This is a genomic window from Rhizobacter sp. P1_G5 (assembly GCF_056405435.1).
This window is the reverse complement of the sequence record NZ_JBFUCB010001123.1, coordinates 1-812: the sequence shown is the minus strand read 5'-3', so window position 1 is coordinate 812 and position 812 is coordinate 1. Positions and strand designations below refer to the sequence as shown.

At 65.3% G+C, this 812-nt stretch carries 2 protein-coding genes; both read left to right on the top strand.

The genetic code is table 11. The features are described from left to right. On the top strand, nt 1–194 hold a 194-nt coding region (locus AC1D12_RS34490), incomplete at its 5' end, for a Smr/MutS family protein (protein WP_477845549.1). Nucleotides 195–523: 329 nt separating this feature from the next. Further along, the coding region (locus AC1D12_RS34485; RefSeq protein ID WP_477845548.1) for a peptidase inhibitor family I36 protein at nt 524–812 on the top strand (289 nt) is incomplete at its 3' end.

Below are 812 nucleotides of genomic sequence, written 5' to 3'. Positions count from 1 at the left end.
CCGTGCACACCGGCCTGCGCTGCGTGCGCGTCGTGCACGGCAAGGGCAACGGCTCGCCGGGCCGCGAACCGGTGCTGAAGGGCAAGGTGCGCAGTTGGCTGATCCAGAAGGCCGACGTGCTCGCCTTCGTGCAGGCGCGCGGCGACGAAGGCGGTCACGGCGCGGTGATCGTGCTGCTGCGCGCGCTGCGTTAGAGCTTGTTCACACTGCGTCATGCTGCGTCACGATCTGGCGTGCTTCGTCGCATGCGCGTCGGGTCGTAAGCAAGGCAACAAATGCCACGCACCCCGTCATCCCCCTAACCCGTGGGAGGCAGGTTACAGCGCAGGAGGCTAGGGCCTCGGCGCCCTCCTCGACAGCTCACGGGGAGGGCATCCGAAAATTTCTGAAAGCGCTGTCAAGAATCGGCTTGTCAACCCCGTTTCACCGATGGTTGCATGTCGATCGGTATGAACTTTGCACGGTTTTGACCACAACGCGCATTCGTGATCGCGATAGGCGCAACCTACAAGGAGGTCAGACCGTGTCCCGACAATCCCGAGCATTCGATTCGTCCACCCATCGCCTGCTGGTGCCGCTGGCATCGGTGGCCGTGCTGCTCGCCGCCTGCGGCGGCGGCAACCAGCAGAGCGCCGATGCGCAGGCCGCTGCTGACCAGCAGGCCGAGGCTGCCACGGCCGCCGCAGTCGACACCTCCGCGATCTGCTTCTACGAACACATCAACTACCAGGGCGCGAGCTTCTGCGCCGGTGCCGACTCCACCTGGATCGGCTCGGCCTGGAACGACCGCGTCTCGTCGGTCAAGGTGAAGG